The organism is Ruegeria halocynthiae (genome assembly GCF_900106805.1).
GTDB classification, from domain to species: domain Bacteria; phylum Pseudomonadota; class Alphaproteobacteria; order Rhodobacterales; family Rhodobacteraceae; genus Ruegeria; species Ruegeria halocynthiae.
Map to the genome: position 1 here is coordinate 107616 of NZ_FNNP01000007.1, position 23832 is coordinate 131447.

Sequence of the window (23832 nt, forward strand, 5' to 3'; positions counted from 1 at the left end):
GCTTCCGGATGTTTGCGGGGATTTAGGCCGATTGGCTGGCAGAGTCAACCTTGCGCGCAGGTAACCAGTCATTGATTGTATCCACCAGCTGATGGGCGCCACGACCGTTTGAAAACGCCTCGACGATGGGATGCCGGCCCTCGCTCATTCCCTTGTCCAGTATTAGGACAGGACGGTAGAGGGTTGATGTGCCCTTGTCGCTGCGCGACGTTGTGCTTTCGATCTCGGCATGGGACAGGCTCGACAATACGTGTTCCACCGCTTCATAGCCAAAGACCGACTGCCTGCGGATCACGATGCTGTCCTTGTTGCGGTCCAGTATGACTTGTACGCGGCGGACAAAGGCGCAGAAAGCGCCAAAGCCCATACCACCGCCGAACAGTGCGAAGAAGATGCCGAACAAGATGCCCTCACCGCCTTCACTAGCCAGGAACAGGCCTGCGCCGACAAAAGCCAGAATGAAGAAGACCAGCGTGATGCCGATGAACCACGGCGTATCGGACAGGATCAGTTGGTTCGGAGTATTGCGCGTGACTTTCATGGTGGCACGCTAGCACCGAACTCTGCGCCTGTCGTGGCTTGAATTTGCCCTCGTGATGCGCGATGAGCGCGGCACACAAGGAGGTTCCCATGGACACATCATCCGCCTATCAGGATACACTGCCGCTCAGCTCGGATGCGCTGTTGGCTCAGCTGGATGAATGGGGGCTGTCCTATCGGTTGCACACCCATATCCCGCTGCGCACGGTGGAGGATGCCAAAGGCGTCGAGGACCAGTTCATCTTGCCGGGTGAAAACGTTCTACGACTCAAAAACCTCTATTTGCGTGACAAGAAAAAGCGGAACTATCTGGTGACGCTGGAACAGAGCCGCGAGATTGACCTTAAGGCGCTGGGGGCGGAGTTGGGGATTGGTAATCTGTCCTTCGGTTCGGCAGATCGGTTGTTTCAGAACCTCGGCATTCGGCCTGGTGCGGTCAGTCCACTGGCGATGATCAACGGTTTTGAGAACAACGTAAAGTTCTTCATGGACGCAGCCGCACAAGAGGCCGATGTCATTAATATGCACCCTTTGGTCAACGACCGCACCGTTGCAATGGAGCGCGTCGACCTTATGACATTCTTCGACAAGATCGGATGCGAGGTAACCTGGCTACCCTGATCACTCCTCAAGCGCTTCGCTCAGAGCGGTGGAGACATGAGCGGCAGAGGGGTTGATGAACAGGTGACCATCCGCCTCGAATACCGGGTCGTCCAGATGATCGGGGAAGGCCAGAGGCAACTCGGTACACGCCAGCAAGATCGCCGTTCCGGGTGCGGCATGCTTGTTGCAGAACGCCAGCAGGCGCGCGTGTGCGGTCTCAGACGCGCCGCCATAGAAATCACTGTCGATCATCGCCTGCATCTCGGCAATCTCAGTCTCGGGTAGGCGCGGGTTCGCGGTGATGCCCTCGGCGACCAGCCGCTCGGCATAGTTGGTGGCTTGCATGGTGACCGTGGTTCCGAGAACCAGTGCCTTGGTCGCACCTGTCGAGGCAGCCGCTTCGGCGGTCGCATCAAAAATGCTGAGAATGGGCATTGAGACACCATTGCGGATCGAATGCAACCGCGCGTGGGGCGTGTTGGAGGCGATGATGCCAAAGTCACAGCCAGCGTGCTCCAACGTCAGCAGAGCTTCGCGGAACACTGCGTCGAATGCGGTCCAGCTTTCTTCGTTATCGGCCACGCCGCGCAAGGCACGGGTTTTGGCTTGGGTGACAGATTCGATAGTCATGGGTGGGATGGGCAGCGGTGATCCGTGGCCGCGTTCAGCGAAATACCGGCCCGCGCCTTCAGCAATCGCCCGATAGTAGTCGACGGTTGAGGCCCAGCCAACACCGCCCAATATTCCGATCTTCTTCATGTGAAACGCCCAGCCAGCTGATTTGCCTCGGCGCAGACTGGACGTTTCAGGGGGGTCAGGTCAATCAGGCCGCCAGTTCTGTGACGGCTTTTTGCGCTTTGGACAGTGTTGCCTCGGGGTCCAGCGCCATACGGTCTGCGGCGATGACCTCGACATCATGGATGCCGATGAAGCCCAGAACATGGCGGGCATAGGTGGTGGCAAAGTCAATCTCGGATCCGACGGCTGTGCCGCCCGATGCTACGGCGAGGATGGCGCGTTTGCCCTCCAGCAGGCCTTTCGGGCCTTCCTCGGAATAGGCAAAAGTCAGGCCCGCGCGGGCGACCAGATCGATCCATGCCTTGAATGCGGCCGGAACCGAGAAGTTGTAGATCGGCAGACCGATGACGATGGTATCTGCCTTTCGCAGTTCCGACACCAACTCGTCCGACAGGGACAGGACGTCTTGCTGGACCACGTCGCGCTGATCGGCGGGGGTAAAATTGGCACCGATCCAGTCTTCGGTGATCAGGGGCAGGGGAGATGCAAGATCGCGGCGGATGATACGCCCGGCTTTCAGGTGGCGGACCACCCGGTCGGACAGATCGCGCGTGGCGGATCCGGTGCGGCGGGCAGAGGCGTCGATATGCAGGATGGTTTTGGTCATTTCGGCTTGTCCTTTGTTTGAGGTTTCCCTTTTGTCGCCTCAATATGATTGTTGCGAATGTGAACAAAACTCGGATATACCCACACCCATTGTTAGAATTTGCACAGTGGAACGCATGCAATGGACAATTGGGACGAAGTGAGAACCGCCTATCAGGTGGCCCGCATGGGAACGGTTAGCGGTGCCGCCGAGGTGCTGGGTGTGCACCATGCCACGGTCATTCGCCATATCGATGCGATCGAGGCGCGGCTGGGTGTCAAACTGTTCCAGCGCCATGCGCGCGGTTACACCCCAACTGAGGCAGGCGAGGATCTGCTGCGCGTGGCTCAGGCGACCGAAGATCAGTTCAATCAACTGGTCGGGCGCATGAAGGGGCGCGGAGATGATGTCTCGGGTGAACTTGTGGTCACATCGCTGGCCTCTCTGGCGCCGCTGATTGTACCGACGCTGACCGAGTTTCAGCAGTCCCACCCGGAGTTGATCGTGCGCTATCTGACCGGCGACCGACTGTTCCGTCTGGAATATGGCGAGGCACATGTGGCTATCCGCGCCGGGGCCGCACCGGATCAGCCGGACAACGTGGTGCAGCCCTTCATCCCGCAAGAGGTCGGTTTGTTCGCCAGCAAGAATTACATTGCGCGTCGCGGCAAACCGTCCGATGTGGAAGACTTTGCCAATCATCACTTCGTTGGCAATGACGACGAAAACAGCCGCGCACCGTTTTCCCGCTGGTTGCGCGCCAACGTACCGGAACAGGCGATCACCTTCCGCTGCACCAACAACTTCTGTATGCGCGAGGCCGTTCTGGCCGGGGCAGGCATCGGTTTCATGGCCCGGTGGGAGGCCGCGCGCGATCCCGATCTGGTCGAAGTGATGGAGCCTCTGCCCGAGTGGTCGGGCAATCTGTGGCTGGTGACCCATGTGGATCTGCACCGGACGACCAAGGTGCAGGCCTTTCTGTCCTTTCTGAAAGATCAATCCAAAGGCTGGCTGCCGTGACTCCGCAAGCGCGCGGCCATCTGGCCATGTTGACGTTCTCGGCTTTGGTGGCGGGCAGTTTCTCGTTGGGCTCGATGGTTGCGAACGAAATCGCGCCCTCGGCAATCACGGCGGCACGTTTTGCCATTGCAGCTGTGGTGATCGGCCTCGCGGCCCTAATCACAACGGGCATACCGCGCAGTGCAACACAAGCACCGTGGCGCTATCTGGTGCTGGGCGGGTTGTTTGGGTCTTACTTCGTGTTGATGTTCTACGGCCTGAAGACCGCACCGCCGGTCAGTGCGGCCGCAGTCTTTACGTTGACCCCTGTGATGTCGGCGCTAGCCGGGTGGCTGCTTCTGCGCCAGATCACTACGCCACGTATGGCGCTGGCTTTGACCGTTGGCGCGGTCGGCGCGCTTTGGGTGATTTTCAGGGCCGATTGGCAGGCGTTTCAGGTCTTCGAGATCGGAGGCGGAGAGATCATCTATTTCTGGGGTTGCGCGGCACATGCCATCTATACACCCATGGTGCGGCGATTGAACCGAGGGGAGCCCGCAGTGGTGTTTACCCTCGGCACGCTGGTGGCAGGGTGTTTGATCCTGACGCTGTGGGGTTGGTCGGACATTCGTGCGACGAATTGGGCCAACCTGCCGGGGATCGTCTGGGTGACTCTGCTCTATATTGCGCTGTTTGCCACTGCTGCCAGCTTTGTATTGGTTCAGTACTCGGCCTTGCGCCTGCCTGCCGCCAAGGTGATGGCCTATACCTACCTGACACCCAGTTGGGTGATCCTGTGGGAAATCGCTTTGGGACGTCCTGCTCCGACAGCGTTGGTATTGGTTGGGGCTGCGCTTACTGCTGTTGCCCTGTTGTTGCTGCTGAAAGGTGAAGATGCTCCGGCCAACACCCCTGTGCGCTCGAATTGAAGCTTGTGTTTTGTACTTGTTGTGGCAGCCTGCGCGTCACTATCGAGGATCTGAGCCATGCAAACACTGTCATTCATACCCGCGCTGCTGATGCTGTCTGCCTGTGCCTTCGGCGGAGCGGACGACGCAGAACAGGCCGACCTGCAAGCCAGTTGCGAGGCTCTGGTGGGTGCAGAAACCGATACAGGTCCGTCCGGCGTCAAAGCAATCTCAACCCAGTCCGACCCGACGGGCTCGGTCACAAGCGTTTTCGTGGCCGGGGCAGAAGCACCGTGGCTCTGCCGGGCCGATGCGACGGGTGTTGTGACGGGGGTCGAGTACAGTCGAGAGGGTTAGGGGGCATTACAGCGCCAGTATGGTGCGCATGATTGGTTATGTGCGCATACCGACATATCTCTTGCTAAGGAGGACGCCGCAATGTTCAGACATATAATGGTCCCGATTGACCTGCACATGCCACCAGAGGTCAAGAAAGCCATTGAAGTTGCCGCGCAATTGGCCGAGTGGCAGGGCGCCAAAGTCACCATCGTCAGTGTCACCGGCTCGCAACCCGGAGATACCCATATGACGAGCGAAGCGATTGAGCGCGAGATGAAAACCTGCGCCAGAGAAATCGCAAAGCAGAGCGGCAGACAGGTAGACACGCGCAACATTTACTCGGTCGATGTTGCGGTTGAGATCGACAAAAATCTGACGCGCACCGCAGAGGAAATAGGGGCCGATCTGATCGTCGTCGGTACCCATGCGCCCCGGATCACCGATTACATCTTTTCCAGCCATGCGGAATATCTGGCCAAGCACACCACCATGTCGGTCTTTGTCGTCCGCTAAGCTTCAGGCCTCATCCGTGGGTAGCTCAATCTCGAGAAACCGTTCGAACGCATCCAGATTGACCGGTTCGAACTGCCCGAACCCCTGCATCCAGACCGATGTCGCGCGTAAGGCGTCAGGCTCAAGCTTGCACCATTTCACCCGCCCGCGTTTCTCCTGCGAGATCAATCCGGCTCTGGTCAGAATGACCAGATGTTTCGAGATCGCGGCCAGAGACATCTCGAACGGTTCGGCCACGTCTGTCACGGCCATATCATCCTCAAGCAGCATCGCAAGGATGGCGCGGCGGGTGGGGTCGGCAAGGGCCGCGAAAACGGTGTCGAGATCGTTGGACATGGCTCTTACCTAAAGCGCAGGAAGCGGTTTGACAATTTCCGCCAAAAGATCACTGTGCCCCAAGGCTAAGCAAAGGGGCAGGCAATGGCGCTGAAATACTGGCTGGTGATCTGCATCCTTGGCATCGGCTGGGGCATGTCTTTCATGTTCAACGCAATTTTGCTGCGCGAATTGGGGCCACTATCGGTATCGATGGGGCGTGTCGCATTCGGTGCGCTGGGCTGCTGGCTCTATGTCATCGGCGCGCGTCTGCCGGTGCGCTTGACCATGGCACGCGCCGTTGGATTGCTTGGCTTTGGAGCGCTCAGCTATGCAGCACCCTTTGCGTTTTACGCGCTGGGGCAGCAGCAGATCGCCTCAGGCGTGGCTGGTATTGTAAACGCGACGACACCTGCCTTTGCGGTCATCGTCTCGCATTTCTGGCCGGGCAGCGAACGCGCCACGCTGCTTAAATCGCTGGGTGTCATATGTGGTTTCACCGGCATCGTGGTGCTGTCTTTGCCTGTTCTGAACGCCGGAGCGACATCTGAGTTCTGGGCCATCCTGCTAATCCTGTGCGCGCCTGTTTGCTATGCCTTCTCGCTCAACATCGCTCGCTCGTTTCGCGACATGCAGCCTGTGGTGCTGGTGGCGCTGGCCCTGACGGGCGCGACGCTGGCCATCGCTCCGCTAGCATTGTGGCGTGAAGGGTTGCCTCATATTACGCGGGTCGAGACATGGGCGTCGCTGCTGATGATCGGGTTTGTCCTGACCTCGGCGGCCTTTATCGCGTTCTACTGGCTGCTGCCCAAGGTGGGGCCAACCAATATCTCAACCGTCACCCTGATCGCCCCGATTTCGGCGCTGGTGCTGGGAACATCGGTTCTGGGTGAGGCACTTTTGCCCGAACATCTGCTGGGTATGGCGGCCATATTCGCGGGGCTGTTGCTGATCGACGGGCGGATAGTCAGGAGATGGCGAGCGGACAAGGGCAACAAAGATCAACCAAAAGGTTGAATATGCAGATTCAAGCCCAGCGGCCTGCTCTATCGCTATAGCGCATCCTCAGTGTTCAGCGGGCATATGATTTATAGAATAAGAATCATAGGCTTACAGATGTATCGCCCGCATCTTCAACACCGTTGACTCTGTGCTCCATGCCCCTTAGCACCCTACCCAAGACTGTACGAGGGAAACGCCCGTGACCGATGATGACCAAAAGCAGCGTATGGCGCAGCTTGAGGCCAAGATCGCGGCGACGAAAAAGGCCAAAAAGCCCGAAGCCCGCGCAGACGCCGACTTTTCGGGGGGCGAGCTTGCCTGGCGGATGGTCATTGAAATGGTATCCGGTCTGGGGATCGGATTTGGCATCGGATACGGGCTTGACAGCCTGCTCGGGACAATCCCGATCTTTCTGGTGCTGTTCACATTGCTGGGCCTTGTCGCCGGAGTGAAAGTTATGCTCCGCAGCGCACAAGAGGCTCAAGAGAAACAAGCGGCCGCACATATGGCCGAGAAGGACGAGAGGGACTGAACGTGGCGACTGAGACCACCGCAGCACACGGCGCCGAAGGCGCAGCAGAAAGCAGCAGCCTGGTGTTCCACCCGATGGACCAGTTCATCGTCGAGCCGCTGTTCGGTGACGGCGCAATTGCATGGTACACGCCCACCAACGTGACGCTGTGGTTGTTCTTCGCCATTCTGGCCATTATTGGCCTGCTGGTCCTCAGCACCTCGAAGCGCGCCATCGTGCCGACCCGTATGCAGTCGGTCGCGGAACTGGCTTACGGCTTCATCTACAAGATGCTGGAAGACATCTGCGGCAAGGAAGGCATCAAGTACTTCCCTTATGTCATGACGCTGTTCATGTTCATTGTCGTTGCGAACTTCCTGGGCCTGATCCCGACCTCGTTCACCACCACATCGCATTTCGCCGTGACAATCCCGCTGGCTTTGGCTGTGTTCCTGACTGTGACCATCCTGGGTTTCGTCAAGAACGGTGCCGGATTCCTGGGCCTGTTCTGGGTCTCCAGCGCACCGCTGGCGCTGCGTCCTGTTCTGGCGATCATCGAGCTGATCTCGTACTTTGTACGCCCCGTCAGCCACTCTATTCGTCTTGCCGGTAACGTCATGGCTGGCCACGCCGTGATCAAGGTTTTCGCAGGCTTCGCCGCGATTGCAGTGATCTCGCCTGTGTCCGTTCTGGCGATCACCGCAATGTACGGCCTTGAAGTCCTGGTGGCCTTCATTCAGGCCTACGTATTCACCATTCTGACCTGTGTTTATCTGAAAGATGCTCTGCATCCGTCGCACTAAGGTCTGATAACCCAACATCGAAACTTCCAATTCGTAAGGAGAAACATCATGGAAGGCGATCTCGCACACATCGGCGCAGGCCTGGCAGCAATCGGTTCCGGCGCAGCCGCAATCGGGGTGGGCAACGTTGCAGGCAACTTCCTGGCCGGCGCCCTGCGCAACCCTTCGGCGGCTGCTTCGCAGACCGCAACCCTGTTCATCGGTATCGCATTCGCAGAAGCCCTGGGGATCTTTGCATTCCTGGTCTCGCTGCTGCTGATGTTCGCCGTCTAATCTGCGGAACCTGATCCTTACGCGCAGGTGGGTCCAAGCCATAGCGGCCCACCTATTGTAAAGACAACGTTCCGACGGAGGACATCATGGCGACTGAACCCCTTGCCAAAGAAGTAGCTGGCACCTGCGTTGACTCTCATGGGTCGGCGATTGGTATGCCACAGCTCTGCTTCGATTGGTTCCCCAACCAGATTTTCTGGCTGGTCATTACGCTGGTCGTCATCTTTCTGGTCCTGTCCCGCGTGGCCTTGCCTCGCATCGCGGCAATCCTGGCAGAGCGTCAGGGGACCATTACAAATGACCTGGCTGCGGCCGAAGATCTAAAGGCCAAAGCGGTCGAGGCTGAAGAGGCCTATAACAAGGCGCTGGCCGATGCCCGTTCTGAGGCACAGCGTATCGCAGCGGAAGCCCGCGCGGAAATCCAGTCTGGTCTGGATGACGCGATTGCCAAGGCAGATGCGGAAATCGCTGCAAAAGCGGCTGAATCGGAAAAGGCAATTGCCGATATCCGTGCCGGTGCGCTGGAAAGCATTCAAGTGGTTGCCAAAGATACGGCGGCTGAACTGGTTACCGCACTGGGCGGCGAGGCGGATGCCAAAGCCATCAACAGTGCAGTAGACACGCAGGCGAAAGGATAAGTGACATGCGGAACACTCTTGCTCTTATCCTGACCGTTGGTGCCGCCAGCCCCGCGCTGGCCGCAAGCGGCCCGTTCTTCTCACTTGGCAACACTGACTTTGTGGTCCTTCTGGGCTTTATCGTCTTCATCGCGGTCCTGTTCTATTTCAAGGTCCCCGGCATGATCGGTGGTGCGTTGGACAAACGGGCCGACGGCATTCAGTCGGAACTGGATGAAGCTCGCGCCCTGCATGAAGAAGCGCGCAGTCTGCTGGCCTCGTACGAGCGTAAGCAGCGCGAAGTTCAGGGCCTGGCTGATGCCATCGTCGAGTCGGCGAAGGAAGACGCGGCTCTGGCTGCTGAACAAGCCAAAGTCGATCTGGAAAGCTCTATCGCACGCCGTCTGGCCGCTGCGCAGGATCAGATCGCATCGGCTCAGGCTTCGGCTGTTAGAGAAGTCCGTGATCAGGCCGTCACTGTTGCGGTTTCGGTCGCAAAGGCCGTGCTGGCCAAGCAGATGACCGCCGCTCAGGCGAACAAACTGATCGACGCGTCCATCGCGGATGTTGGTGAAAAACTGCATTGATCGTACTGGTCAATTGAAATGAAGAACCCGAGGGCCTCAGGCACTCGGGTTTTTTTGTTTTGGGCTCTCGGTGTCTTTCTTTGATCTGCGCCAAGTGAAGTACCAGACGAGAAGGGCAGTCATCGTGATTATTATCTCAACCTTGAAGGTCCAATGGTTGAGGAACGATAATATCCAATGAGAATGGGTCGCCTGCACCGTGACCAACGGATGGGTTGCGTTTGAAATCGGCCAGAGCCATGCGACCTCGCCTGCGATTGAATCCAGTACCATGTGAACCAAACCGCCTGCTCCGAAGAAGGTCAGAAATGTGCCGGTTTGTTGCAGCCATCGCCGGACCAGAAGGCCAGTTAGCAGAAAGCCTGCCCAGATGATTGGCCGATGTGTCAGGTAGGAATGATGATGGTGCCCTCGATCATCAACAAGATAGAACCAGAGGATATCTATGTCGGGTGCAACAGCTCCGATCATTGCGGCTGTAAACGCAAGCTTGGTCAGATTGGGAGCTGTCGCTCGGAAGATCAAATAAGCGCCCGGCAAATGCCCGATGAACATCAAGCTTCTCCGGTTTCGTGCTTCAACCTCTGCTGCGCAATCTCTTCGTTGCGCAGGGCCTTTTGCTGATCGACCATGCAGCTTTTGACAAAGTTCAGATGGTCCTCGACCGCCTGCCGCGCGCCCTTGGGGTCACGGTCCTGCAGTGCGGTGTTGATCGCGCGGTGCTGATCCAGAATGGCGTCCCGGGTGGTACGTTGCTGGAACATGATCTGGCGGTTGTAGAACACACCCTGCCGCAGCAGATCGAACATCGACCGCATCATATGCAGCATCACCACGTTATGGCTTGCCTCGATGATGGCCATGTGGAACTGCGCATCCAGATGCGCCTCTTCCTCGGCTGCGTTGCGGTCATGGGCGGCTTCCATCTTGTCCAGAATGGCCTGAACAACCTTCAGATCACTGTCCGATCCCATCCGGGCGGCGCGCTCGGCTGCCAACCCCTCCATATCACGCCGGAACGAGAGATAGTCTGACACCGCCTCGTTGTGATTGCCGAACAGCCGGATCAATGCAGGTGAGAAGGCCGAGCCCAGAACCTCGGCCACATATATGCCAGATCCGGCCTTGGCGGCCAGCAACCCCTGATCCTGCAGATCAGCGATGGCCTCGCGCAGCGATGGGCGCGACACGCCCATCCGCTCGGCCAACTCGCGTTCCGAGGGCAGGCGTTCGCCGGGGCGCAGGATACCGCGCAGGATCAGCAGCTCGATCTGGCGCACCACGGCCAGAGACAGTTTTTCGGTTTGAACTTTCTGAAAGGGCATCCGGCTAACATCTAAAATTGGTCAACTTACCTGACCACGTTTGAGGGTGGTGTTCAAGCCGCTCACGGGGACTGAAATATTAGGTCAGAATTATTGACATAAGTTACACATTGCCTAATCTACTGCCCAAGGGGCAGAGGAGGCCCCACTGAGATGGATCAACTCTATGCCACCCGCACCTCTCGGATGAAGGCGTCCGAAATCCGCGAATTGCTGAAGCTTCTGGGCGAGCCCGGCATCATTTCATTCGCGGGCGGCATCCCAGACCCGAACCTGTTTCCGGCAGAGGCTTTTGCCGAAGCCTTCCAAAACGCGCTTGGCCCAGATCATCAGGCACAGGCGTTGCAATATTCGGTCAGCGAAGGCTATGCGCCGCTGCGCGAATGGCTGGTCGGTTACATGCGCGGGGTAGGTGTGGATTGTGACATTGACAACATCCTGATCACATCCGGCTCCCAGCAGGCGCTGGACTATCTGGGCAAGCTGTTCCTGTCGCCGGGTGACACCGCGCTGGTCGGCTGGCCCACCTATCTGGGTGCGCTCAACGCCTTTGATGCCTATGAGCCGCGCTTTGATCAGCTTAGCATCAACGGCAATCGCAGGGTCGCCGAATACCGGGAAGCGGCCGGGAACAGCCCGATCAAATTCGCCTATCTTTCCGCTGATTTCGCCAACCCGACGGGTGAGACCGTGGACCTGCGGGGCAGGGAGGCCCTGTTGGATCTGGCCGAAGACCTGGACTGCGCCATAATCGAAGACGGGGCCTATCAGGCTCTGCGCTATGACGGAGACCCGATCCCCCCGATCCTGGCGCTGGAACAGGCCCGTGAAGGCTCGATCGAAGCTTGCCGCACGATCTATTGCGGCAGTTTCTCGAAAACCCTGTCGCCGGGGTTACGCGTCGGTTGGGTCGTGGCCGCCAAGCCGGTGATTTCGCAATTGGTATTGCTGAAACAGGCCGCTGATCTGCATTCCTCGACGATCAACCAGATGGCCGTCTATCAGGTGGCACGGGACTGTTTTGATAGCCACGTCCCCATGCTGAGGCGCGCCTATGCTGCGCGGCGTGATGCGATGCTGGATGCCTTGGCACAGCACATGCCCGACGGTGTGGATTGGACCCGACCCGAAGGCGGAATGTTCGTCTGGGTCACCTTGCCGAAAGGTGTGAACGGGGCCGACCTGCTGGCCCGTGCGCTGGAAACGGTCAAGCTCGCCTTTGTGCCCGGTCGGGCCTTTTATCCCGATGACACAGGCGCCAATACGATCCGGCTGAGTTTCTCCAATTCGGATGAGGACACGATCCGTGAAGGGATACGCCGACTGGGCGAGGTGCTGCGCGCCTGAACCGAGAAAGGTTTCTTTAACCATATTGGCGCTAGAAAAGCTGCATGGTCCGTCTGCTCGCCTTCCTGCTGCTGGCCGCCTGTTCGGGTGGCACGCCCTATTTTCGCGATTTGCCCGCAACGCGTGTCGCCGTAAACGGCAGCGTCTTTGACGTGCGGGTCCGCGGTGAACTAGTCGAGGCGGTCCGCGTGAACCCACAATACGCCCCGCGACTGGGCCCGGTTCGTGAGCGTGCAGCTCTTGCCATGACGCAGGTGTCCGGCTGCCCCATCCTTGATGTTTTGGGCGATGCGGCGGTCACGGTGGGTGTTTTGGGCTGTGACCAGACCAGCGGGAAAAAGCTGTTGCAGTCCGCTGTATCGTCATCGAACTACGAATGTATCGACTATGGTCTCTATGAGGGCACCAGCAGCGATGGTGGCTATCAGGTCTTTGAATGCACCCCATACTGATTTCGCGGATTCCAGCTCATTTTCGCCAAGATGTTGTGGATAACTTGGGCAAACAACCCATATCCTGCGCAATCACGTTGACACCTTGCCCCTCCGTTGCGCAGACTTCTTACCCATAGGAATCACACCAAGAGCAGCCATTGCGCTTTAGCAAACTCAAACTGACCGGCTTCAAAAGCTTTGTGGACCCGACCGATTTGATCATCGCGGACGGGTTGACCGGTGTGGTGGGTCCCAACGGCTGCGGTAAATCCAATCTGCTGGAAGCCCTGCGCTGGGTGATGGGCGAAAACCGCCCCAAATCCATGCGTGGTGGTGCCATGGAGGATGTGATCTTTGCCGGTGCCGCCACCCGGCCTGCCCGCAACTTCGCCGAAGTGGTCCTGACCCTGGACAACTCGGAACGTCTGGCCCCGTCGGGTTTCAATGACAGTGATCAGCTTGAGATTTTCCGCCGCATCACCCGCGATGTGGGCAGTGCCTACAAGACCAACGGCAAGGATGTGCGCGCCCGCGATGTGCAGATGCTGTTCGCTGACGCCTCGACCGGAGCGCATTCGCCCGCGCTGGTGGGGCAGAACCGCATTGCCGAACTGATCAATGCCAAACCCCGCGCCCGCCGCCGTATTCTGGAAGAGGCTGCCGGGATCTCGGGTCTCTATCAGCGGCGCCACGAAGCCGAATTGAAGCTAAAAGGCACCGAGTCCAACCTGACCCGCGTCGATGACGTGTTGGAACAGCTGGGTGGTCAACTCGCGCAACTCGCCCGTCAGGCCCGTCAGGCCGCTCGATACCGTGAGATCGGTGAACAGTTGCGGCAGGCCGAAGGGATGTTGCTCTATCGCCGTTGGAAAGAGGCTGACATGGCCCGCCAAGCGGCGGAAGAGAAACTGCGCGACCGCACCACCGAAGCCTCGCGCGCCGAGGCCGCCGCCCGCGAATCCGCCGCCAAACGCGCCGAGATTGAAGAAACACTTCCTCCACTGCGTGAGGAAGAAGCCATCGCCGCCGCCGTGCTGCAGCGCCAGCAAGTGCAGCGCGATCAGCTCTCCGATCAGGAAACCCGCGCGCGCCAGACGATTGAGACGTTGACCAACCGCATCCAGCAATTGGGCAACGACATCGAACGCGAATCCGGTCTGAACCGGGACGCAGGCGAGATGATCGAACGGCTGGAATGGGAAGCCCGCGAACTTGCCAAAGCCACCGAGGGTTATGACGAAAAGGTCGCCGAGGCTGCCGAGATTGCCCGCGAAGCCGCCTCGGTCTTGCAGGATCGCGAAGATCACTTGTCGCAGGAAACCGAAGACATGGCCCGCCTCGTTGCGCGCCATCAATCGGTACAGCGTCTGGTTGAGGATAGCCGCAAGACTTTGGCCCGTTCCGAAGGTGAAGAAGAAAAGGCCCGCGCTGCGGTAGATGAGGCCAAGACAGCCCTGACCCGCGCCAGTGAGGCCTTCGAGACCGCGCAGGAAGATGAAGAAGAAGCCCGCGAAGCTGCCGAGGCGGCTGAAGAAGCCCTGGCCACTGCAGACGAGTTACGCAATGAAACGCAAGGCCGAGAAGCCGAGGCGCGTGCAAAGCGCTCTGAGGCTGAAGGCGAACTTGGTGCGATCCGTGCCGAAACCACCGCGCTCGCCAGACTGGTTGAGCGCGATACGGCAGAGGGCGGACAGGTCCTTGATCTGCTGCGCGTTGCCACGGGTTATGAGAAAGCCTTGGGTGCCGCGCTGGCCGACGATCTGCGTGCGCCGTTGGTCGAAGGCGACGGACCATCAGGCTGGGTGCAGGTAGCGGGCTATGGCAGCGACCAACCCTTGCCGGATGGCGCCGAGCCGTTGGCGTTGCACGTGTCCGGACCGGATCGCCTCAGCCGCCGGATTGCGCAGATTGGTTTGGTCGATGCGGACCAAGGTGCGCGCTTGCAGGCCACGCTGAAACCCGGTCAACGGCTGGTTTCACGTTCGGGCGACTTGTGGCGCTGGGACGGGTTTCGCGCCTGGGCTGAGGATGCGCCAAGCGCTGCGGCCCTGCGGCTCGAACAACTGAACAAGCTAGAGGCCCTGAAACAGGAACTCACCCGCACCGAGGCGCAAGCCGACGGCGCGCGCGCTGCGCATGAGGCGTTATCGCAGCAACTGGCCGACGTTACCGAAGCTGACCGCCGTGCACGTGAGGCGCGCCGTGCTGCGGATCAGCGCATGGCTGAATCTGCGCGTATGCTCAGCCGGGCCGAGGCCGATTGCAATCTGGCACAGGGCAAGCTGGAAACCTTGACGCTGGCCGTGGATCGCCACAAGGAAGACGCCATGTCAGCCCGCGCACAACTGCGTGAAGCTGAAACAACCTTGAACAGTCTTGGGAACCTCGACAGCGCCCGTGGGCAGGTCGAGGATATCAAGCAAACGGTCGAGGCTGCGCGGATCACCATGCTGACCCACCGCTCGACCCATGATGAACTGCGCCGCGAGGGCGAAGCCCGCACTCGTCGCAGTCAAGAGGTCACCAAAGACCTCAGCGGCTGGCGGCACCGGTTGGAGACGGCTGAGAAACGGATTTCCGAATTGGCTGAGCGCAAGGAAAGCTCGGAAGAGGAGCTCTCGGACGCCATGGCTGCCCCCGGTGAAATCGCCGAGGCACGCGAGGAACTGAACGAACTGATCGACACCGCCGAGGCGCGCCGCGCAGAGGCTGCCGATAAGCTGGCCGAGGCCGAAACCCAACAGCGCGAGATCGTGTTGGCAGAACGCGAGGCTGAACGTCTGGCGTCTGAAGCGCGCGAAACCCGTGCCGCGGCGGAAGCACGCTGTGAGGCAGCCAAAGAGGCGGTCACGGCGGCCGCAGAACGCATCGCCGAGGATCAGCAACTGACGCCAAACCAGTTGCTGAACCAGCTCGACACCAACCCTGATCAGATGCCCGCAGCCGACGCTCTGGAAGCCGAGGTTAATCGCCACAAACGCCAGCGCGACGCAATGGGCGCGGTGAACCTGCGGGCCGAAGAGGATAGCAAAGAGGTTCAGGAGGAATTTGATAACCTGAACAGCGAAAAGTCCGATTTGGAAGAGGCGATCAAAGCCCTGCGCAGCGGTATTTCCAGCCTCAACCGCGAAGGGCGCGAGCGTCTGCTGACTGCGTTTGAACAGGTGAATTCGAACTTTGCGATGCTGTTCAAGCACCTGTTCGGCGGCGGTGAGGCCAATCTGGTCATGGTCGAAAGCGATGATCCGCTGGATGCCGGGCTGGAAATCATGTGCCAGCCACCGGGCAAGAAACTGTCGACGCTCAGCCTGCTTTCAGGCGGGGAACAAACCCTGACCGCAACCGCGCTGATCTTTGGCGTCTTCCTTGCCAACCCCGCCCCGATCTGCGTGCTCGACGAGGTCGACGCGCCGCTGGACGATGCAAACGTCACACGGTTCTGCGACCTGCTGGACGAGATGTGCCGCCAGACCGATACCCGCTTCCTGATCATCACCCACCACGCGGTGACCATGGCGCGGATGGACCGCCTGTTTGGTGTGACCATGCAGGAGCAGGGCGTTAGCCAGCTGGTCTCGGTTGATCTCAAGAAAGCTGAGCAGATGGTCGCCTGAGCGATCACCGCAACGTTATGACCCATTCCGACATTGGCGGGTTAGTGTAGCGCATGATCCGATTTCTGATCCCATTTCTTGTGTTCGCTACACCCGTTGCCGCCGCCGATTGGGCCACAAAACCCGGTGACAGGCCGCTCAACCCGCAGGAACTGAAGGCTCTGGCAGGTCAGACGCTCACATTCTATGACGACGGTCAGTCCAAGTTCTCGGCCGGAGGAGCCTATTCCTACACCTATGCCAGCGGTGACTCTGCCTTTGGCACCTACTCCATCGCCGAGGACGGCAGTGTCTGCATCGCTTATCGCAACGGGTTCAGCCGTTGCGATCTGTATGTCCTCAGCGGCGAGCGGCTGATCCTGATCGATGAAAAAGGGGATCGCTATCCCGTGCGGTCAGAGTAGACGGGACACGCAGAGACTATGCGAACTTACGCGGTGTTTTCCCATTGCTCGATGGTGCGGGTATCAAGAACATCGAAATGAGCGCCGACAACGCGAACCAGAGCTGCGTAATTATGATGATCAGCAAGCCGACGTTACCCAACAGAGACACACCTGATCCTGCGGGGCGCGTGTCCGTGAACGCTGCGAAAACAAACAAGGTTAGACCCAAGGCCCAACCGATGCCGGCGGTCCAAAATCTGCGGATTTGCTTATCATAAACTTCTTTGTAATTTGGATCGCTCCCGCGCCAGACATAAGCCAGCACAATTCCAAAGAATGAGGTCAAAACAGCTACGAGGCTTACGGTATAAAGTGCCCAGACAATGGTGGGTTTTGTTTTAGATGACATCTGGACCTCAGCGCTTCTTGTTTCATTCCCTTGCTATTGAAGTTCGAACGTGCCGATTCCGTGGCTGTTTCTCGCCTTTTGTTTGACAGCCTAAAGAAGAGTTTCTTGCAACGTTTGCGCGGCTAAATAGAAACCTGAATGAGAAGCCTCGTTCAGCCCGGCTCGTACAACCACTCTGCAGGTATATCAATCTCGGCCCGCCCGGAATGATGTGGCACATCCAGAGGATGGGGCAGGGTTGATATTGGACGGCGTGTTTTTATGCGGTCGTTGCGCAGGAAGGTGGCTTCGACCACCCGGGGAAATTCGACACCATCTACGCTCATCGATCCTGATGCATTATTGGTATGAAGATGCACGCAGGTGAATTTGGCACCGATCGCGTCATAAAGCGGTTTTGCTTTTTCAAAGAACCGCGGTTTGGTCAGGATTGATGGTATCCGGTGAAGCTCGATCACGATAATCCGGAACCGATCGAGGCAGACGGCGGGAAGGGTCTCAAAAACCGGGTATTCGGCCGCTTCGATATCCATTTGCAGCATCAGATCCCCAGTCTCTGGCGCATTCTGCTTCATCCAGTCCTCAAGCGAGATCACGTCGCCTTTGCTTTGCGCACCGAGATATTGCTTGGAGAAGGTCGCGCCGGGAATCACCTCGGCTGGCCCGTCCACCGAGGCATCGGCCATGATCGACGGTATGCCCCATTTGGCCAGATCAAGCTCAAAGCTCGATTGCTTTGAGACACCGGGCGAAAAGCAGGCTTCGATGCCGATCAGATCATTGGGCAACAGATAACCGCCATCGCCAAAGGCACCGATCCGGATCAGCTGCTGACCCACGTCAAACGGGCGCAAAACATCGGCAAGCAGTTTACGGCGACTATCGATTGTCATGGAGTGGTCTCGGGTCTTCGCGCGTGTTTTGGCCAGATTAGTGAATTGTCAGTTTGGCCGCAAACGATAGATGACTATGAAGGCTAAGCTCACAGACGGTTCAGCAGATCGGTGGTCGGCCACGCATCCGCAGGCAATCCCAGCCGTGCCTGTTCGGCCTGCACTGCCGCGCGGGTTCCGGCGCCCAGAATGCCGTCGATCTTGCCCACGTCATGGCCACGCGCCTGCAGCTTGGTTTGCAATTGCTTCATCTGTGCGCCTGACAGTCCCGGTGCGGGATTGCCTGCGTCGTAGATCTGACCGCCCTCTAGCCGCGTGCCGAAATAGGCAGCTGTCAGAACATAGACGAAACTTTGGTTCCATTCGAAATAGACGTCGAAATTCGGATAGGCGAGGAAGGCGGGTCCGTTGTGTCCTTGCGGTAGGATCAGTGAGGCAGGCAGGTTGGCCAGCGTCCCATCGCGCGCCTGCACACCCATCGCGCGCCATTCGGAGATCGGGCGCGGTTTGCCGGGGCCGGACAGGGACCAATCCGTCTGTGCGGGAACCGTGACCTCCTGCAACCACGGCTGACCAGGCTGCCAGCCCAGATGCGACAGCATCTTGGCCCCGGACATCAGTGCATCCGGCGCGGATGTTTTAAGCGAGACCTTGCCGTCTCCGTCCCCGTCCACGCCGTTTTCCAGAATATCGCGGGGAAGCATCTGGACCATGCCGATTTCGCCCGCCCAGGCGCCGGTGGTGCGGGCGGGATCGAAATCACCTTGTTGATACAGCTCGATGGCGGCGAAGATCTGCGGCCGGAACAGCTCGGGTCGGCGGCAATCATGGGCCAGCGTCACCAGCGCGTTGCGGGTGTTGAAATCGCCCTGAAACGCGCCGTAATCGGTTTCGAACGCCCAGAAGGCCAGCAATACACCGCGCGACACGCCGTATTCCCGCTCGATCCGGTCAAACACCGCATCGTATTTGCGCGACATGGCTTGGCCCCGATCGATCCGGTTTTGCGAGATCAGGTGGCGTGAGAAGTCGATGAACGGTTTCTGGAACACGCCTTGCGCGCGGTCGGCCTTCAGTACCGCATTGTCCTGCCCAACACCTTTGAAAAAGGCGTTGACGGTGGAAGTGTCAAACCCCTGCTGAACGGCCTCGGCCTTCAGCTCTTTGACGAAAGCATTGAACCCGCCGCCGCATTGGGCAAGGGCGGGTGAAGCGAAGAGGGCGGCGGCGGCGAGGCCGGAAAGGAAACGCATGAGGCTGATCCGTCAGAATATGAAGTTGATCCCAACCCACACTGACACGAGCCCAAGTGCAAGCCCCCATACCTGCCACAGCATGTTGGATGCGCGAAAAACCTCCGCCGCGTCGATATTCTGCCGAGCATCTCCATTCACCCAGGCGAGATTGCGCATCTGTCCGTCATAGCTGCGCGGCCCCGCCAATGCGATATCCAGCGCCCGCGCCATCGCGGCCTCGGGCCAACCCGCATTGGGTGAGATATGGCGCTGGGCGTCGGCGGTTATCTCGCTCCAGCTTGCCCATTGACCTGACAGGGCCACAATCATCAGGCAGGTCAGCCGCGCGGGGATCAGGTTCAGCAGATCATCCAGTCGAGCAGCGGCCCATCCGAAGTCGCGATAGGTCTCGTTGCGGTAACCGATCATGCTGTCGGCGGTGTTGATCGCCTTGTAGATCAGCAGCCCCGGCAGACCCGCGATCAGAAACCAGAAGGCCGGTGCGATCACGCCGTCGCTCAGGTTTTCGGCGGCGCTTTCGATGGCGGAACGGGCAACCTGCGCTTCGGTCATGGCGGTAGTGTCGCGTGAGACGATCATGGCGACCTGTGCGCGCCCTTCGGCAAGCGAGGACAACAGCCCTTCACCGACCGCGCGGACATGCGTGATCAGAGATTTTTGGGCCAGAAGAATGGCGCAGATCACGACCTCGGCAATTGGACCAAGCAGAGCCAGCAGGCGGCCCAACACAAGGGCCACCAGAACTAAGATGATCACCACCAGAACCCCATTGAGGCGGCGTTGAGCCCCGTTGTTCAACCGAGCGTCCAGCCAACCAATCGCGTTGCCCATCATCACTGCCGGATGGCGGATACGTGACCACAGCCAATCCGGCTCACCCAAAGCCGCGTCCAGACACATCGCGCAGACCAACAGGAATGCCGTGTTCACAACGCTGCCTCCAACCGCGCCCAGCCATCTGTGGGTGGCAATCCAAGGCGCAGATAAGTCTTGGAATAGGGAAAGATACGACTCCAGATACGCGCACGGGCCAACCGGTCCTGCCACGCGGTGGCGTCATCAACTTCATAGAGGCGGAACAGGCTGGTGCCGCCGATCAGCCGCGCTCCTTTTGTGACTACAAGATGATCCAGGCGCTCTGCTTCGTCTGCCAGACGAGCCCGGGTTGCCGCAGCCCATCCTTGATCGCGCAAGGCCTGTTCTCCGACCCGCAAAGCCGGACCGGCAACGGACCACGGTCCGGTCAGGTCGTTCAACCTTGCGATCAACTCTGGATGTCCGATCGCAAAGCCCAGCCTCAGCCCGGCCAGTCCCCAAAACTTGCCAAAGCTTTTCAGAACCACAATACCGGGTCGTTCCGCCAGATGGATCAACGAGGCATCGGGGGCGACATCGCAGAAGCTTTCGTCAATCACGGTCAGCGGCGCATTGGCGTCGGCGTCATGCCAGATGCGCCCATCGGGGTTGTTGGGATGCACGATCACCCGGGCTTCGGCCGGGGCGCAGTCCTGCACTGTCCAACCCTGCGCAGAAAACGCAGCGGCATGTTCATTATAGGTGGGCATCGTGATCTGCACCCGGCCCGTCTTGGCCAATGCCGGCATGCGCGCAATCACCGCCGATGCACCGGGTGCAGGCAATATCTCGGCACCGTCCGGCACGTTCCAGAACTTTCGCGCTGCATCCGACAAGCGCTCAAACGCGCCGTGATCAGGCAGTTCAGCCCAATCCGAAGTGAGCAGGCCTGATATTGCGTAGGGATGCGGGTTGATGCCGGTGGACAGATCAATCCAGTCGCTGCGCGTACCACCATATCGTGCCATCGCGCCATCCAGCCCTCCACCATGATCGCGCGCTACTCTCGGGTTCAGATTTTTAGCCTGTCCAACCATGTGCCCTTGCCGGAATCGCCTGTTTATGCAGCTTCAAGCGGATTTTTGCCGCTCTTACAAGCGAATCCGCCCGTTCACGGCCCCGTGCGGGCGTTGTTAACACTTTGTTAAGGAAATCGCGTGATCACGGACAGCAGGGGTCGGCACCACTCATCCTATCATGTGCCGAGGTTGTTGCAAATGAAAGTACTGATTGTTGAGAGTAACCCCGACCTCGGTCGGGTCTGGCAACGGCATCTGCAAAGGCAGGAGGCCGAAGTCACACTGGTCGAAACGCAAGAGGCCGCGATCCTGGCGCTCTACGGGACGGCCTTCGATATCATCGTGTTGGATCTGGTTCTGGAAACCGGCAGTGCGCTGGCGGTGGCCGATTTCGCCAGCTATCGTCGACCTGACACGCGGGTGATCTTTGTCACCAACACCACCTTCTTCTCGGACGGGTCAATCTTTGCCCACAGCGCCAATGCGTGCGCCTACGTCCAAAGCTCGACCCCGCCCGAGGATCTGGCGGCCATGGTGGAACACTACGCCGCCGGACGTTGATCCCGTCCATGCGATTCTGAGTAATCCAGCACTGGGTTCACGGGAATGATCCGGTGCGGATTGATGCTGTCGTGGCTGTAGTGATAGTGACGCACGATGTGGTTCATGTTCACCGTCTCGGCCACGCCGGGCCATTGATACAGTTCTCGGGTATAGGCCCATAGGTTCGGGTAATCGACCAGCCGCCGCTTGTTGCATTTGAAATGAAGATGATAGACCGGATCGAACCGGATCAGCGTTGTGAACAACCGCCAATCGGCCTCGGTCACGCGGTCACCCATCAGGTAACGGTTGTGGGCGAGACGATCCTCAAGCCAGTCCAGTGTGTCGAATAGCGGGCCAACGGCTGCGTCGTAGGCGTCTTGCGAAGTGGCAAACCCACTTTTGTAGACGCCGTTGTTGACGTCCGAATAAATCCGCGCGTTGACCTCTTCGATCTCCTCCCGCATCGCCGCGGGCCAGTAATCATCGGTATTGCCGGTGATCCCGTTGAAGGCCGAATTAAACATGCGGATGATTTCCGAGCTTTCGTTCGAGACGATGGTCTTTTCCACCTTGTCCCACAGGATCGGTACGGTGACGCGGCCTGAATAGTTGGGATCGGCACGGGTATAGATCTGATGGGCAAATTCCGACCCGAACAGCTTGTCGCCGGTCGCACCATACGCGTCCGTCTCAAAGGTCCAGCCCTTGTCCAGCATGTCCGGATGTACGACCGAGACCGAGATGTGATCGCTCAGTCCCTTCAATTCGCGAAAGATCAGCGCCCGGTGCGCCCAGGGGCAGGCCTGGCTGACATAGAGGTGATAGCGTCCGCTTTCGGCATGAAACCCGCCGCGCCCCGAAGGCCCGGGCGCACCATCGGCTGTGATCCAGTTGCGAAACTGCGCGGCCGAGCGTTTGAACGCCCCGCCAGTGGATTTGGTGTCATACCAGGTGTCATGCCATACACCGTCGACAAGCAGGCCCATCGTTTGTCCTTTCGCTTTGCGATTGGCGCCAAGATAGGCCGCCTTGCGCCGCGTTTCTATTTCAGCGCGCGCGCAACTGGCCTGCATGCGCGCACAGAGACATCAGGCAACAGATTGCAAATCCCGAAAGTTATGTGACGCCGTTCACTGGATTTTTACAAAAACCACGCCAGAATAGATGTGGTTAAGGGGGGAATTTTATTATGAGTACCTATGTTTCCAAAGAAATTCGCGCCGAATTGGATGCGGCCCGAATCACGACCCTCAAAAGATCCAGCCGTTTGCGGGTGGAGGTCGGCGACAATAGCTTCAAAATTCTAACATTGTGGAAGGATGGATTCACGGTAGAGGCCGAGACCACACCGCGCCTGCGCGGGCTGGTCGATATCTTTGACGGGGCCAATCACATGTATCAATGCCTGATCATCGCCGATGAGGAAGCGGTGGGTGAGATGCGCTATGAATTCAAGCGCAACACCGTCGCCGCCGACAAGGCCCCGCTGGATTTCTATCGCCCACCAGATGCGCCGATCGCGCTGTTGGGGTACGAGGATTAAAGCGCGCAAAATTTGATCTGTGGCACAAATGCCCCGACGCGCCTTGGGCGCTCAGGGGTATTGGCGCTGCAAGACTTTCAGCTATCGGACAGGGCGTTTTGATCGGGGGCAGTCAGGGTCAGGTGCACGGGGGCCAGACCATCGATGCCGCCTTCGATTTGGTCTCCGGCGACCACGGGCCCAACCCCGGCAGGGGTTCCTGTCAGGATCAGATCACCGGGGCGCAAATGATAGAAACCCGATAGATGGCTGATCAGTTCATCAATCTTCCAAACCAGCTCTGACAATGTGGCATCCTGTGCCAGCTGCCCATTGACGCTCAGATAGATGCGCTTGTCATCCGTTGGGCTCCAATGATCTGCGCGGGTCAGCGGGGCGAAGACCGCGCCGTTTTCCACATCCTTGCCCAGATCCCAAGGGCGCTGTTTGTTGCGCTCGCGGATTTGCAGGTCGCGGCGCGTCATGTCCAGGGCACACCCATAGGCAAAGATCGCCGCGTGGGCCTGTGCGGCCGTAGTCTGGAAAACCGGCTTACCGATTGCAACGGCCAGTTCCATTTCGTGATGATAATCCTCGGTGCCCGCCGGATAAGGCACGCGTGCCCCCGTCAAAACCGCGTTGGGCGCGGATTTGGTGAAATAAAACGGCGCCTGGCGATCCACCTCGTGCCCCATCTCGGCGGCATGGGCGGCATAATTGCGGCCCACGCAGAAAATTCGTCCGATCGGATAGGTCGCCTGTTCCCCCTGTACAGGGATGCTCGGGATGTCCGGAAGCGCAAAAAAGGGGTTGGGCATGACGTGCCTCCGTT

General features: G+C 59.0%; 30 protein-coding genes. 17 read left to right on the plus strand and 13 right to left on the minus strand.

Translation table 11 applies throughout. From position 1 onward, the window contains the following. Positions 1–22: 22 nt before the first annotated feature. A complete protein-coding gene (locus BLU89_RS16175; protein WP_074737914.1) occupies positions 23–541 on the minus strand; it encodes a hypothetical protein in 519 nt (172 codons plus the stop codon). An 89-nt stretch (positions 542–630) separates the two neighbouring features. On the opposite strand from BLU89_RS16175, the gene BLU89_RS16180 reads away from it, so the two are divergent. Further along, complete coding sequence (locus BLU89_RS16180) at positions 631–1161, plus strand: prolyl-tRNA synthetase associated domain-containing protein (protein WP_074737916.1); 531 nt, start codon at positions 631–633, stop codon at positions 1159–1161. Here BLU89_RS16180 and BLU89_RS16185 read toward each other — a convergent pair whose 3' ends face one another. Then, on the minus strand, positions 1162–1902 hold the full coding sequence (locus BLU89_RS16185; protein WP_074737918.1) for an aspartate/glutamate racemase family protein: 741 nt from the start codon (positions 1900–1902) through the stop codon (positions 1162–1164). Positions 1903–1966: 64 nt separating this feature from the next. Further along, on the minus strand, positions 1967–2548 hold the full coding sequence (locus BLU89_RS16190) for an FMN-dependent NADH-azoreductase (RefSeq protein WP_074737920.1): 582 nt from the start codon (positions 2546–2548) through the stop codon (positions 1967–1969). Positions 2549–2668: 120 nt separating this feature from the next. Between BLU89_RS16190 and BLU89_RS16195 the strand changes: the two genes are divergently transcribed. The 4 genes from BLU89_RS16195 to BLU89_RS16210 all read left to right on the plus strand — a co-directional run bounded on the left by BLU89_RS16195 (position 2669) and on the right by BLU89_RS16210 (position 5286). Then, positions 2669–3547, plus strand: coding sequence for a LysR family transcriptional regulator (locus BLU89_RS16195; RefSeq protein WP_074737922.1), 879 nt, complete (start codon positions 2669–2671; stop codon positions 3545–3547). Next, positions 3544–4455, plus strand: a complete 912-nt coding sequence (locus BLU89_RS16200; RefSeq protein WP_074737924.1) for a DMT family transporter — start codon at positions 3544–3546, stop codon at positions 4453–4455. Before BLU89_RS16195 ends, BLU89_RS16200 begins: the two co-directional genes overlap by 4 nt. A gap of 57 nt (positions 4456–4512) precedes the next feature. After that, the gene (locus BLU89_RS16205) at positions 4513–4791 is read left to right on the plus strand and encodes a hypothetical protein (RefSeq protein WP_074737926.1); all 279 of its coding nucleotides are present in this window, start codon (positions 4513–4515) and stop codon (positions 4789–4791) included. 81 nt (positions 4792–4872) lie between these two features. After that, complete coding sequence (locus BLU89_RS16210; protein ID WP_074737928.1) at positions 4873–5286, plus strand: universal stress protein; 414 nt, start codon at positions 4873–4875, stop codon at positions 5284–5286. 3 nt (positions 5287–5289) lie between these two features. On the opposite strand, the gene BLU89_RS16215 is transcribed toward BLU89_RS16210, so the two are convergent. Next, positions 5290–5622, minus strand: coding sequence for an ArsR/SmtB family transcription factor (locus tag BLU89_RS16215; protein WP_074737930.1), 333 nt, complete (start codon positions 5620–5622; stop codon positions 5290–5292). An 84-nt stretch (positions 5623–5706) separates the two neighbouring features. Between BLU89_RS16215 and BLU89_RS16220 the strand changes: the two genes are divergently transcribed. The 6 genes from BLU89_RS16220 to BLU89_RS16245 all read left to right on the plus strand — a co-directional run bounded on the left by BLU89_RS16220 (position 5707) and on the right by BLU89_RS16245 (position 9394). Further along, a complete protein-coding gene (locus BLU89_RS16220; RefSeq protein WP_074737932.1) occupies positions 5707–6618 on the plus strand; it encodes a DMT family transporter in 912 nt (303 codons plus the stop codon). Positions 6619–6802: 184 nt separating this feature from the next. Further along, entirely contained in the window at positions 6803–7135 is a 333-nt protein-coding gene (locus tag BLU89_RS16225) for an AtpZ/AtpI family protein (protein WP_074737934.1), read from the plus strand. A 2-nt stretch (positions 7136–7137) separates the two neighbouring features. After that, positions 7138–7917 (plus strand): F0F1 ATP synthase subunit A, encoded by a 780-nt coding sequence (locus BLU89_RS16230; RefSeq protein ID WP_074737936.1) that lies wholly within the window; start codon positions 7138–7140, stop codon positions 7915–7917. A 48-nt stretch (positions 7918–7965) separates the two neighbouring features. Beyond that, entirely contained in the window at positions 7966–8190 is a 225-nt protein-coding gene (locus tag BLU89_RS16235; RefSeq protein ID WP_005981269.1) for a F0F1 ATP synthase subunit C, read from the plus strand. Between the two features lie 86 nt (positions 8191–8276). Further along, positions 8277–8828: a F0F1 ATP synthase subunit B' gene (locus tag BLU89_RS16240; protein WP_074737938.1), complete on the plus strand. Its 552-nt coding sequence runs from the start codon at positions 8277–8279 to the stop codon at positions 8826–8828. 5 nt (positions 8829–8833) lie between these two features. Continuing rightward, positions 8834–9394: a F0F1 ATP synthase subunit B gene (locus BLU89_RS16245; RefSeq protein WP_074737940.1), complete on the plus strand. Its 561-nt coding sequence runs from the start codon at positions 8834–8836 to the stop codon at positions 9392–9394. A gap of 36 nt (positions 9395–9430) precedes the next feature. Here the strand turns inward: BLU89_RS16245 and BLU89_RS16250 are convergent, their stop codons facing one another. Both BLU89_RS16250 and BLU89_RS16255 read right to left on the minus strand, forming a co-directional pair. Continuing rightward, complete coding sequence (locus BLU89_RS16250) at positions 9431–9949, minus strand: metal-dependent hydrolase (protein WP_074737942.1); 519 nt, start codon at positions 9947–9949, stop codon at positions 9431–9433. Continuing rightward, complete coding sequence (locus tag BLU89_RS16255; RefSeq protein ID WP_074737944.1) at positions 9949–10719, minus strand: FadR/GntR family transcriptional regulator; 771 nt, start codon at positions 10717–10719, stop codon at positions 9949–9951. Before BLU89_RS16255 ends, BLU89_RS16250 begins: the two co-directional genes overlap by 1 nt. Positions 10720–10872: 153 nt before the next feature. Here BLU89_RS16255 and BLU89_RS16260 point away from each other — a divergent pair, with 153 nt between their 5' ends. The 4 genes from BLU89_RS16260 (at position 10873) to BLU89_RS16275 (ending at position 16518) form a co-directional block, all read left to right on the plus strand. Next, positions 10873–12066 (plus strand): aminotransferase-like domain-containing protein, encoded by a 1194-nt coding sequence (locus tag BLU89_RS16260; RefSeq protein WP_074737946.1) that lies wholly within the window; start codon positions 10873–10875, stop codon positions 12064–12066. 44 nt (positions 12067–12110) lie between these two features. Further along, on the plus strand, positions 12111–12518 hold the full coding sequence (locus BLU89_RS16265) for a hypothetical protein (RefSeq protein ID WP_074737948.1): 408 nt from the start codon (positions 12111–12113) through the stop codon (positions 12516–12518). A 140-nt stretch (positions 12519–12658) separates the two neighbouring features. Next, positions 12659–16114, plus strand: coding sequence for a chromosome segregation SMC family protein (locus tag BLU89_RS16270; protein WP_074737950.1), 3456 nt, complete (start codon positions 12659–12661; stop codon positions 16112–16114). Positions 16115–16167: 53 nt separating this feature from the next. Further along, positions 16168–16518 (plus strand): hypothetical protein, encoded by a 351-nt coding sequence (locus BLU89_RS16275; RefSeq protein ID WP_074737952.1) that lies wholly within the window; start codon positions 16168–16170, stop codon positions 16516–16518. Between the two features lie 16 nt (positions 16519–16534). Here BLU89_RS16275 and BLU89_RS16280 read toward each other — a convergent pair whose 3' ends face one another. The 5 genes from BLU89_RS16280 to cobD form a co-directional block, all read right to left on the minus strand. Beyond that, positions 16535–16909: a hypothetical protein gene (locus tag BLU89_RS16280; RefSeq protein WP_074737954.1), complete on the minus strand. Its 375-nt coding sequence runs from the start codon at positions 16907–16909 to the stop codon at positions 16535–16537. A gap of 152 nt (positions 16910–17061) precedes the next feature. After that, positions 17062–17802, minus strand: a complete 741-nt coding sequence (locus BLU89_RS16285) for a class I SAM-dependent methyltransferase (protein WP_074737956.1) — start codon at positions 17800–17802, stop codon at positions 17062–17064. A gap of 89 nt (positions 17803–17891) precedes the next feature. Continuing rightward, positions 17892–19055 carry a lytic murein transglycosylase gene (locus tag BLU89_RS16290; protein ID WP_074737958.1) on the minus strand — a complete coding sequence of 388 codons (1164 nt, stop codon included), beginning with the start codon at positions 19053–19055 and terminating at the stop codon, positions 17892–17894. 12 nt (positions 19056–19067) lie between these two features. Continuing rightward, positions 19068–19988, minus strand: coding sequence for an adenosylcobinamide-phosphate synthase CbiB (gene cbiB, locus BLU89_RS16295; RefSeq protein WP_074737960.1), 921 nt, complete (start codon positions 19986–19988; stop codon positions 19068–19070). Next, a complete protein-coding gene (cobD, locus tag BLU89_RS16300) occupies positions 19985–20950 on the minus strand; it encodes a threonine-phosphate decarboxylase CobD (protein WP_074737962.1) in 966 nt (321 codons plus the stop codon). The genes cbiB and cobD overlap by 4 nt, the downstream gene beginning before the upstream one ends. 180 nt (positions 20951–21130) lie before the next feature. Here cobD and BLU89_RS16305 point away from each other — a divergent pair, with 180 nt between their 5' ends. Next, the gene (locus BLU89_RS16305; protein WP_074737964.1) at positions 21131–21493 is read left to right on the plus strand and encodes a response regulator transcription factor; all 363 of its coding nucleotides are present in this window, start codon (positions 21131–21133) and stop codon (positions 21491–21493) included. Here the strand turns inward: BLU89_RS16305 and BLU89_RS16310 are convergent. Further along, on the minus strand, positions 21475–22464 hold the full coding sequence (locus tag BLU89_RS16310) for a glutathione S-transferase family protein (RefSeq protein ID WP_074738075.1): 990 nt from the start codon (positions 22462–22464) through the stop codon (positions 21475–21477). The two genes, BLU89_RS16305 and BLU89_RS16310, sit on opposite strands and share 19 nt — an antisense overlap. 203 nt (positions 22465–22667) lie before the next feature. Between BLU89_RS16310 and BLU89_RS16315 the strand changes: the two genes are divergently transcribed. Beyond that, the gene (locus BLU89_RS16315) at positions 22668–23021 is read left to right on the plus strand and encodes a hypothetical protein (protein ID WP_074737966.1); all 354 of its coding nucleotides are present in this window, start codon (positions 22668–22670) and stop codon (positions 23019–23021) included. A 77-nt stretch (positions 23022–23098) separates the two neighbouring features. On the opposite strand, the gene BLU89_RS16320 is transcribed toward BLU89_RS16315, so the two are convergent. Then, positions 23099–23818: a fumarylacetoacetate hydrolase family protein gene (locus tag BLU89_RS16320; protein WP_074737968.1), complete on the minus strand. Its 720-nt coding sequence runs from the start codon at positions 23816–23818 to the stop codon at positions 23099–23101. Positions 23819–23832: the final 14 nt, after the last annotated feature.

Coding starts and splice junctions, on each gene's coding strand:
- BLU89_RS16175 (WP_074737914.1), bottom strand. CDS start 541: ATGAAAGTCACGCGCAATACTCCGAACCAACTGATCCTGTCCGATACG.
- BLU89_RS16180 (WP_074737916.1), top strand. CDS start 631: ATGGACACATCATCCGCCTATCAGGATACACTGCCGCTCAGCTCGGAT.
- BLU89_RS16185 (WP_074737918.1), bottom strand. CDS start 1,902: ATGAAGAAGATCGGAATATTGGGCGGTGTTGGCTGGGCCTCAACCGTC.
- BLU89_RS16190 (WP_074737920.1), bottom strand. CDS start 2,548: ATGACCAAAACCATCCTGCATATCGACGCCTCTGCCCGCCGCACCGGA.
- BLU89_RS16195 (WP_074737922.1), top strand. CDS start 2,669: ATGGACAATTGGGACGAAGTGAGAACCGCCTATCAGGTGGCCCGCATG.
- BLU89_RS16205 (WP_074737926.1), top strand. CDS start 4,513: ATGCAAACACTGTCATTCATACCCGCGCTGCTGATGCTGTCTGCCTGT.
- BLU89_RS16210 (WP_074737928.1), top strand. CDS start 4,873: ATGTTCAGACATATAATGGTCCCGATTGACCTGCACATGCCACCAGAG.
- BLU89_RS16215 (WP_074737930.1), bottom strand. CDS start 5,622: ATGTCCAACGATCTCGACACCGTTTTCGCGGCCCTTGCCGACCCCACC.
- BLU89_RS16220 (WP_074737932.1), top strand. CDS start 5,707: ATGGCGCTGAAATACTGGCTGGTGATCTGCATCCTTGGCATCGGCTGG.
- BLU89_RS16235 (WP_005981269.1), top strand. CDS start 7,966: ATGGAAGGCGATCTCGCACACATCGGCGCAGGCCTGGCAGCAATCGGT.
- BLU89_RS16240 (WP_074737938.1), top strand. CDS start 8,277: ATGGCGACTGAACCCCTTGCCAAAGAAGTAGCTGGCACCTGCGTTGAC.
- BLU89_RS16245 (WP_074737940.1), top strand. CDS start 8,834: ATGCGGAACACTCTTGCTCTTATCCTGACCGTTGGTGCCGCCAGCCCC.
- BLU89_RS16250 (WP_074737942.1), bottom strand. CDS start 9,949: ATGTTCATCGGGCATTTGCCGGGCGCTTATTTGATCTTCCGAGCGACA.
- BLU89_RS16255 (WP_074737944.1), bottom strand. CDS start 10,719: ATGCCCTTTCAGAAAGTTCAAACCGAAAAACTGTCTCTGGCCGTGGTG.
- BLU89_RS16260 (WP_074737946.1), top strand. CDS start 10,873: ATGGATCAACTCTATGCCACCCGCACCTCTCGGATGAAGGCGTCCGAA.
- BLU89_RS16265 (WP_074737948.1), top strand. CDS start 12,111: ATGGTCCGTCTGCTCGCCTTCCTGCTGCTGGCCGCCTGTTCGGGTGGC.
- BLU89_RS16275 (WP_074737952.1), top strand. CDS start 16,168: ATGATCCGATTTCTGATCCCATTTCTTGTGTTCGCTACACCCGTTGCC.
- BLU89_RS16280 (WP_074737954.1), bottom strand. CDS start 16,909: ATGTCATCTAAAACAAAACCCACCATTGTCTGGGCACTTTATACCGTA.
- BLU89_RS16285 (WP_074737956.1), bottom strand. CDS start 17,802: ATGACAATCGATAGTCGCCGTAAACTGCTTGCCGATGTTTTGCGCCCG.
- BLU89_RS16290 (WP_074737958.1), bottom strand. CDS start 19,055: ATGCGTTTCCTTTCCGGCCTCGCCGCCGCCGCCCTCTTCGCTTCACCC.
- cobD (WP_074737962.1), bottom strand. CDS start 20,950: ATGGTTGGACAGGCTAAAAATCTGAACCCGAGAGTAGCGCGCGATCAT.
- BLU89_RS16305 (WP_074737964.1), top strand. CDS start 21,131: ATGAAAGTACTGATTGTTGAGAGTAACCCCGACCTCGGTCGGGTCTGG.
- BLU89_RS16310 (WP_074738075.1), bottom strand. CDS start 22,464: ATGGGCCTGCTTGTCGACGGTGTATGGCATGACACCTGGTATGACACC.
- BLU89_RS16315 (WP_074737966.1), top strand. CDS start 22,668: ATGAGTACCTATGTTTCCAAAGAAATTCGCGCCGAATTGGATGCGGCC.
- BLU89_RS16320 (WP_074737968.1), bottom strand. CDS start 23,818: ATGCCCAACCCCTTTTTTGCGCTTCCGGACATCCCGAGCATCCCTGTA.